This window comes from Deltaproteobacteria bacterium (assembly GCA_016874775.1).
In the GTDB taxonomy this organism is placed as follows: Bacteria; Desulfobacterota; Binatia; order Bin18; family Bin18; genus VGTJ01.
On the sequence record VGTJ01000006.1, the window covers coordinates 58,600 to 65,933 of the forward strand.

Here is a 7,334-nt window from a genome sequence, read left to right on the forward strand (position 1 = left end):
TCGCCAAACAACATCACTTCCGATCATTATTTTTCCTCCCTTTTACGTTGTTAGAATAGGAACTGTGTCTGAACTCGCAATTGATGCGCACTACGATGCGCCCCTGAGAAACGATCAGTATCGAGGAAGCTATAGTCCATTTGTAACTTCAGGTTATGTCCATAGAGGTAGTAATTCAGACCGCCGGTGTACTCCATGATGTCACCGAGCACCGCGGGGTTATTAGCGCGGCCAAAATCAACACCAGAAACCCGACCAGCCAGCTCCCAGCGCCCAGGCACGAGATAATACCCGGCTTGAACGTAATACCCCCAATCGTCAGCACTCTTCCGGTTGAACGCTTTGAAGTTGTTATGACGAAAGTGACCTGCGGCCTGCAGCGTGAAGCGATCCCAGCGAAAACCACCATCAATAGTTGCATTGGTTGTGCGATCGCCAGGCAGGACGTTTTGGAAGGCTGACCCTTCGTCAATCGGATTGAACGCAGCCGCTGCCCCGATCGAGAGTTGCGGCTTGCTAGCAGGTGTGGGCGAGGATTCAAGATACCCGTACGAATCTAGCACATCGAGTTCAAGGCGACCGAGCCATGCCAGTTCGTTCCCGATATTTTGCTGCCCACCAGCATCAAGCGCACGGATACTATTGGTGAGAGCACCATCGTAGGCGAGCCGACCGATTTTTCCACCAACATGAGTACCAACGGCTCGCTGCAGATTGAAGGCATAATCGGCAGCCGAGAGGTCCGAGAACAGGAGGTTCCCCGGATGAGTATAGAATTGTCGGCTATACGGGAGGATAAAACGGCCAGCCTGGATGGCTAGCTCAGGAGAGAAACTGTACTTCATCCACCAGTCGAGGGCAGTCACGCGATTGTTATTGCCAAAGGTACTCGCCTCATACTGCATGAAGTAGGTAAAGTTGGGGTCGAAAACATGCCCTGAGAATGCGAGCCGTGCGAGCGCCACATCGAAATTGTGATTACTCTTACTCTGCTCTGCATCAATAAACGTGTAACGGACCTGCGCGAACCCATTCATTTTGAGTGAAAAACTGTCGTCTGCCGTTTTGACAAAAAACCCTCCGTCATAGATATCTTTGGCAGTAAATTCGCGCCGTAATGGGCCTTCCCCTTTGGTATACCCTGCCTCTAAACCCTTTGTTGATCGCTCTTTCTCCTTTCCTTCTAACTCCATTAGCCGTTTCTCCATCGCCTCCATGAGCCGACGTTGCTCAGCCATTTGTTGACGTAACTGACCGATGTCTTCCTTCTGTTGTGCATAGACTGGTTTGTAGGCAAACGTCACCGCTAGCGCGATGAGACAGATCCCTCGCCACCCTTGTCTTCTCATGCCGTCCTCCCTGTGATGTGTAGGTCCCAGGGAGAGAGCAATAGGCATGCCATCTAACAAGAAGTTTCTCGCGTCGTACGGAAATCCCGTAACTAGCGGAAAGCACTGGATTTCAAACGTATTCAGGCGCAGAAGGCGCAATTGTTGGGCAATTGCGATGCGCTCAAAACTTAGGCAAGGTGTTGGTAGAGCAACAGCTTCCCACGGTTTCTCCCTCAAACGGAGGATTAATAGAGGGAAAGAGCCAAAGAATTGAGATCAGTGGATGACGGCAGGGTTCTTGCGAATTGAAATAAAGAAAACAAAACAAGGAGAACGCCGCCCATGATTCCAGGAGAAATTTTTCCGGCGGAGGGCAGTATTACTCTCAATGCAGGGCGACCGACCACCACGGTGCGCGTCATCAACACCGGTGACCGTCCGGTACAAGTCGGATCGCACTATCATTTCTTTGAGGTCAATCGCGCGCTGCGTTTTGATCGTGCCGCGGCATTCGGTCTGCGCCTCGATGTTCCTTCGGGGACGGCGGTACGTTTTGAACCCGGTGAGGACAAAGAAGTCACGCTCGTACCGTTTGCTGGTCAGCGTCGTATCCTTGGGTTGAATAGTCTCACCGATGGAGACGTTACCGATATCGGCGTACGACAGCGTGCGTTACAGGCTGTGGGGGAGCAGGGGTTTTTAACGAAGCCGTAGGTGGAGTGATTTAGAAGGGTTTTTAGTTACGTGTATCCTGGCCATTCTCCACATCCACTCGCAATTCACTAGCGGTTCCCTCTCCCTGCCAGGGCTAGGGCTAGGGTGAGGGTGGGAAGCTAGGAATTCGGACAAACGCAACGGCAATTTGCTGTAGCTTAGACCGTCAGATACTGTTTCACCTTGTCGATATCAACGCGCTGGCGTTCCTCTTCGTGAACGACGGCGCCCTTCTCGATGATGAGAATGCGATCGGCAATATCAAGCGCGAAGCTCAACATCTGCTCCGATACTACGAAAGCAATCTGCATTGTGCGTTTAACCTCACCCAAGACCTTGGCGATGTCTTTAATGATCGAGGGTTGAATGCCTTCGGTCGGCTCATCGAGCAGGATCACTTTAGGATTGCTGACTAATGCTCTAGCAATGGCGAGTTGTTGCTGTTGTCCACCTGACAGATTGCCTCCCTTGCGGCGACGCATCTCAAACAGCACAGGAAAGAGAGAATAGACCTCCTCGCCAATTGTGGTTGAAGAAGAAGTTTCACAGCCAGTTTGGATATTTTCTTCGACCGTGAGTTGGGGAAAAATCATCCGCCCTTGTGGGACAAAGGCGAGCCCTTTAGCAACCCGCTCATAACTCTCTTTGTGAGTAATGTCCTCGTCCTGCATCGACACCCGTCCAGAACGGGTGGGAATGATGCCCATGAGCGCTTTTAACAAGGTCGTCTTGCCCATGCCGTTACGACCAAGAATCGCTACCGACTCTTGCGGTCGCACGAGAAAGCTGAGGTCGTGAATGACGCGACTATCCCCATAGCTGACGTTCACCGCCTCAACATTCAACATAAGTGCACTGCTCTTTCCGGTTGGGGTTAGTGTCCGAGATAGACTTCCACCACACGCGGGTCATTCTTCACCGTGCCCATCACCCCTTCACTGAGGATCTTTCCTTGATGGAGCACCGTCACGCGATGGGCGATATCTTCGACGAATTGCATGTCATGCTCGATGACGATCATTGAGCGATTGGCAGCAATCTGTTTCAGCAGCGCAGCGGTCTGCTCGCGCTCGCGCGGGCTCATTCCGGCGACAGGTTCGTCAAGCAGAAGCAACTCGGGATCTTGTATCAGCAGCATGCCAATCTCCAGCCACTGCTTCTGGCCATGGCTGAGCAGACCCGCGACCTCGTACAATTGGGACGCCAGGCCAATCTGGGTGGCGACTTCTTCAATGCGCCGTTCATAGTCAGGAGAAAGGGGGCGGAACAATGCTCCGAGCACTCCACGGTTCTGTGAACAGGAGAGTTCTAAGTTTTGATAGACGGTCAAGTTCTCGTAAATCGACGGCGTTTGAAATTTTCTACCGACGCCAGCGCGAACGATGTCGTGCTCGGTCATCGAGGTCAGTTCCCGTTCCTTGAAGCGGATTGATCCGCTACTGGCTTTGGTCTTGCCGCAGATTAAATCGAGCAGGGTGGTCTTGCCTGCGCCGTTCGGACCAATCACCACACGCAGTTCGTTTTTGTCGACATAGAAATTTAAACTATCAACCGCTTTGAATCCGTCGAATGTCACAGTGAGTCCTTCGACATATAACACGACATTGTTCATGACGACGCCTCCACGCTCCGCGGTTTCATGCCCCAGCGTCGCAACCAGGCTTTCCAATCGCCTCGCTCCTCCCACTGCGCCACTAATCCTGCGAGACCATTGGGAAAGACCAACACAACCGCCATGAACAACGCGCCGATAAAATAGAGCCAGAGGGCAGGAAAACTCTCTGAGAGAAAGGTCTTGGCGAAGTTCACTAACAAAGCGCCATAGACCGCACCAATCAACGAGAAACGACCACCGACCGCACAAAAGATCACCATCTCGATCGACGGCACGATGCCAACAAACGAAGGGGAAATGAAACCAACTTGTAGGGTAAACATCGCCCCACCAAGTGCGGAAAAGAGCGCAGCCAAGGCGAAGATAAACACTTTGAAATGCGCAACATCGTAACCAGAGAAGCGCACCCGATCTTCTTTGTCACGAATGGCGACTAACAGGCGTCCGAGTTTGCTCTCCAGGAGGAATTTACTGAAGATCAGTACCCCAACCAACAAGGCGACATTGAGGAAGTAGAAAATGTATTTCGCACTATCAGTGTTGATATCCCAACCTTTCAACGTCCGTAGATCAGTGATGCCGTTGATGCCACCACACAACCCCTGCTGACCAATGATAAGAATACTCAGGATCGCAGCTAGCGCTTGGGTGATGATGGCAAAGTACACACCGCCTACCCGGCGTTTGAACATCGCTAAGCCAATGAGTGTAGCGACCAACACCGGCACGATCGGGATCGATAGCAAGGTAAACGTCAAGCTGTAAAACGGCTGCCAAAACCACGGCAACGCGGTGAGCTGGTTCCAGTCCATAAAATCAGGAATACCCGGCGTGTTTTGTTTCGCGGTGGTGATGACATCTGACGCTTCCAGCTTGAGGAACATCGCCATCAAATATCCACCCAAACCAAAAAACACGCCCTGTCCGAGACTGAGAATGCCACCGTATCCCCAACACAAGACCAACCCAACTGCCACAAAAGCGTAGGTCAGATATTTGCCAATCAGATTGAGACGAAAGAGATCAAAGACCAGTGGGAATATAACCAGCAGTAGTCCACACAGCACGAGGAGTGAGATCCAATAGGGCCGATCTTGGAAGAATCTCGTATGGGTTGGCATGGCTATCCCCTGACTTTGGCGGCAAACAATCCTTCGGGACGGATGAGCAAAATGCCGATGATCGACAGCAAGGTGATCACTTTGGCCATCGACCCGCTCATGAAGAATTCCAGCGAAGACTGACTTTCAGCAATGGTAAAGGCTGACGCAATGGTACCCAGCAAGCTCTGTACGCCGCCGAAGACCACAACCAGAAACGTATCGACGATATACAGTTGTCCCGACGATGGTCCGGTTGAGCCAATCGTCGTAAAGGCGGAACCACCCAAGCCAGCAATGCCACAGCCGAGCGCGAAGGTCAGACGGTCAACTTTCTTGGTGTTGATCCCCACTGCGCCACTCATGATGCGGTTCTGAGTGACCGCACGTACCCGCAAGCCCCAGCGCGAACGGAACAACAAGAGAAAGACTGCCGCCGTAGTGATGATCGATAAACCCATCACAAACAGACCGTTCAGAGGAATATCGATCGTCTCTGTCACCTTCCAGGAGCCCAGCAACCAATCCGGCATCGGCACACCAACTTCTTGGGCGCCGAACACCGAACGAAAGGTCTGCTGCATGACCAAGCTCAGCCCCCAGGTGGCAAGCAACGTATCCAGCGGACGTTTATAGAGGTGACGAATCAGAGCCCATTCCACACCGTAGCCTGCCGCAAAAGCGACGCAGAAAGCCAGCAGCCCGGCCACAAGCAAGTATATCGGCATCGCACCAGGGGTATGCTGTTCAACGACAATTGAAGTGAGGTAGGTAGTATACGCGCCAAGCGCCATGAACTCACCGTGTGCCATGTTGATTACGCCCATAAGGCCAAAGATGATGGCCAGCCCCAGAGCCATCAATAAGAGCACGGTGAACAGGCTCAGGCCGCTGAATAGTTGCATGATGAGGATGTCCATAGTTGCTCCTTGGAGGGAAGAACCTCGTAGACAGTCGTGCTGAATTATCGGGAGTCCATTTTCGTCATGCCCGCACAGGCGGGCATCCAGGGGTATCCGGCACAGGCCGCAGCTTAAGCCTCCTGGATTCCGGGTCTCGCATTGCTCGCCCGGAATGACGCCTCTCTACCCGCAGAATCAATGTGACTGACTACTAATACCCTTCCGGCCACGGATTGGGCTCAATCAACTTCGACTCCCACATCACCTTCACCTGACCGTCGGGCAGAATTTGTCCAACCCGGGTCTTACTCCACAGATGGTGATTCTCATGGATTTTCACTTCCCCTTCAGGGGCAGCGAAGGTAATCCCAGGAGAGGCTGCGGCGACTTTATTCACATCAAAGCTTCCAGCCTTCTCGACCGCCAGTTTCCATAAGTACGGCCCCAGATAACCAGCTTGCATGGTATCGCCGATCACGCGATCAGCGCCGTACTTCGCTTTAAAGGCAGAAACAAACTTTTTGTTCTCTGGAATATCCAGGCTCTGAAAATACTTCATGCAAGCATAGAAGCCGGTCACATTTTCGGGACCAATGCCGCGAATTTCGTCTTCAGTAATGGAGATAGTTAACAACATCTGCTTGTCGGCAGTTACCCCAGCAGCCTTGAGCTGCTTATACCAGGAGACATTGCTGCCACCGACGATGATACTGTAAATCACATCTGGTTTCCTCAACTTGATTTTGTTGATAATCGACCCATACTGAGTGTGACCAAGCGGCGTGTATTCCTCAGCTACCACTTCCCCGCCAAACTTCTCGATCGCTTTGCGAGCGATTTTGTTTGACGTGCGTGGCCAGATGTAATCTGACCCCAGGAGATAGAAGGTTTTCTTGCCTTGGGTTTTGATCGCCCATTCGATACCAGCAATGATCTGCTGGGTCGCTTCCTGACCGGTATAGATGACGTTCTTGGACGCCTCTAACCCTTCATAGAATGTCGGGTAATAGAGCAGCCCGTTGCTGCGTTCAAAAATCGGTAGTACCGCTTTGCGTGACGCCGATGTCCAGCATCCCATCACTGACGCCACTTTGTCATTGTCCAAGAGCTTCTTGGCCTTCTCGGCAAACGTCGGCCAGTCGCTGGCTCCATCCTCAGTAATCAACTTGATCTGCCGTCCTAACACCCCACCGCTAGCGTTAATTTCATCGATGGCGAGTTTCTCAGCTTCAGCAACCGACACCTCACTAATCGCCATGGTTCCAGTCAGCGAACGGATCTGACCAACCGTCACGGCATTATCGGTAATCGAGAGACCCGTCGTGTTGACGGCGGCAGTGACATACGTATTCGCCCCGCCTGTGGTTGACGAGGTCGCCAACCACACGAGGCCAACAGCGTAGAGACTAATGAGACGGAAAAGATTACGGGGAAATACTGCAGAAGAACGCACACGTAGTTTCATTATCTACTCCAATGCGATGTTCTTTGTGAACGCGGAATATTTCAAAAGGGACACTTTAGGCGGTGGCAGGAAACAACTTACCGCAATAGTGATTGACCGGAGTGGAGAGCCTCTGCACAAGAGCAGGGATGAGAGACGAGACCATTGTGTGCTGGCTTCGGTCTAAGTATCGAAGTCTGGTCGAAGAGCTGGATGAACGCGGGCGAC

7 protein-coding genes are annotated in these 7,334 nt (G+C 52.2%); 1 reads left to right on the top strand and 6 read right to left on the bottom strand.

The genetic code is table 11. The features are described from left to right. Positions 1–50: 50 nt before the first annotated feature. A complete protein-coding gene (locus FJ147_01745; protein MBM4254600.1) occupies positions 51–1,397 on the bottom strand; it encodes a hypothetical protein in 1,347 nt (448 codons plus the stop codon). 276 nt (positions 1,398–1,673) lie between these two features. Between FJ147_01745 and FJ147_01750 the strand changes: the two genes are divergently transcribed. Further along, a complete protein-coding gene (locus tag FJ147_01750; GenBank protein MBM4254601.1) occupies positions 1,674–2,045 on the top strand; it encodes an urease subunit beta in 372 nt (123 codons plus the stop codon). A gap of 158 nt (positions 2,046–2,203) precedes the next feature. Here the strand turns inward: FJ147_01750 and urtE are convergent, their stop codons facing one another. The 5 genes from urtE to urtA all read right to left on the bottom strand — a co-directional run bounded on the left by urtE (position 2,204) and on the right by urtA (position 7,127). Then, positions 2,204–2,893: an urea ABC transporter ATP-binding subunit UrtE gene (gene urtE / locus FJ147_01755; GenBank protein ID MBM4254602.1), complete on the bottom strand. Its 690-nt coding sequence runs from the start codon at positions 2,891–2,893 to the stop codon at positions 2,204–2,206. Between the two features lie 26 nt (positions 2,894–2,919). Beyond that, on the bottom strand, positions 2,920–3,657 hold the full coding sequence (gene urtD, locus FJ147_01760; GenBank protein MBM4254603.1) for an urea ABC transporter ATP-binding protein UrtD: 738 nt from the start codon (positions 3,655–3,657) through the stop codon (positions 2,920–2,922). Next, a complete protein-coding gene (gene urtC, locus FJ147_01765) occupies positions 3,654–4,781 on the bottom strand; it encodes an urea ABC transporter permease subunit UrtC (protein MBM4254604.1) in 1,128 nt (375 codons plus the stop codon). Before urtC ends, urtD begins: the two co-directional genes overlap by 4 nt. 2 nt (positions 4,782–4,783) lie before the next feature. Continuing rightward, positions 4,784–5,665, bottom strand: a complete 882-nt coding sequence (gene urtB, locus FJ147_01770; protein MBM4254605.1) for an urea ABC transporter permease subunit UrtB — start codon at positions 5,663–5,665, stop codon at positions 4,784–4,786. Between the two features lie 208 nt (positions 5,666–5,873). Beyond that, positions 5,874–7,127: an urea ABC transporter substrate-binding protein gene (urtA, locus tag FJ147_01775; GenBank protein ID MBM4254606.1), complete on the bottom strand. Its 1,254-nt coding sequence runs from the start codon at positions 7,125–7,127 to the stop codon at positions 5,874–5,876. Positions 7,128–7,334: the final 207 nt, after the last annotated feature.

Coding starts and splice junctions, on each gene's coding strand:
- FJ147_01745 (MBM4254600.1), bottom strand. CDS start 1,397: ATGCCTATTGCTCTCTCCCTGGGACCTACACATCACAGGGAGGACGGC.
- FJ147_01750 (MBM4254601.1), top strand. CDS start 1,674: ATGATTCCAGGAGAAATTTTTCCGGCGGAGGGCAGTATTACTCTCAAT.
- urtE (MBM4254602.1), bottom strand. CDS start 2,893: ATGTTGAATGTTGAGGCGGTGAACGTCAGCTATGGGGATAGTCGCGTC.
- urtD (MBM4254603.1), bottom strand. CDS start 3,657: ATGAACAATGTCGTGTTATATGTCGAAGGACTCACTGTGACATTCGAC.
- urtC (MBM4254604.1), bottom strand. CDS start 4,781: ATGCCAACCCATACGAGATTCTTCCAAGATCGGCCCTATTGGATCTCA.
- urtB (MBM4254605.1), bottom strand. CDS start 5,665: ATGCAACTATTCAGCGGCCTGAGCCTGTTCACCGTGCTCTTATTGATG.
- urtA (MBM4254606.1), bottom strand. CDS start 7,127: ATGAAACTACGTGTGCGTTCTTCTGCAGTATTTCCCCGTAATCTTTTC.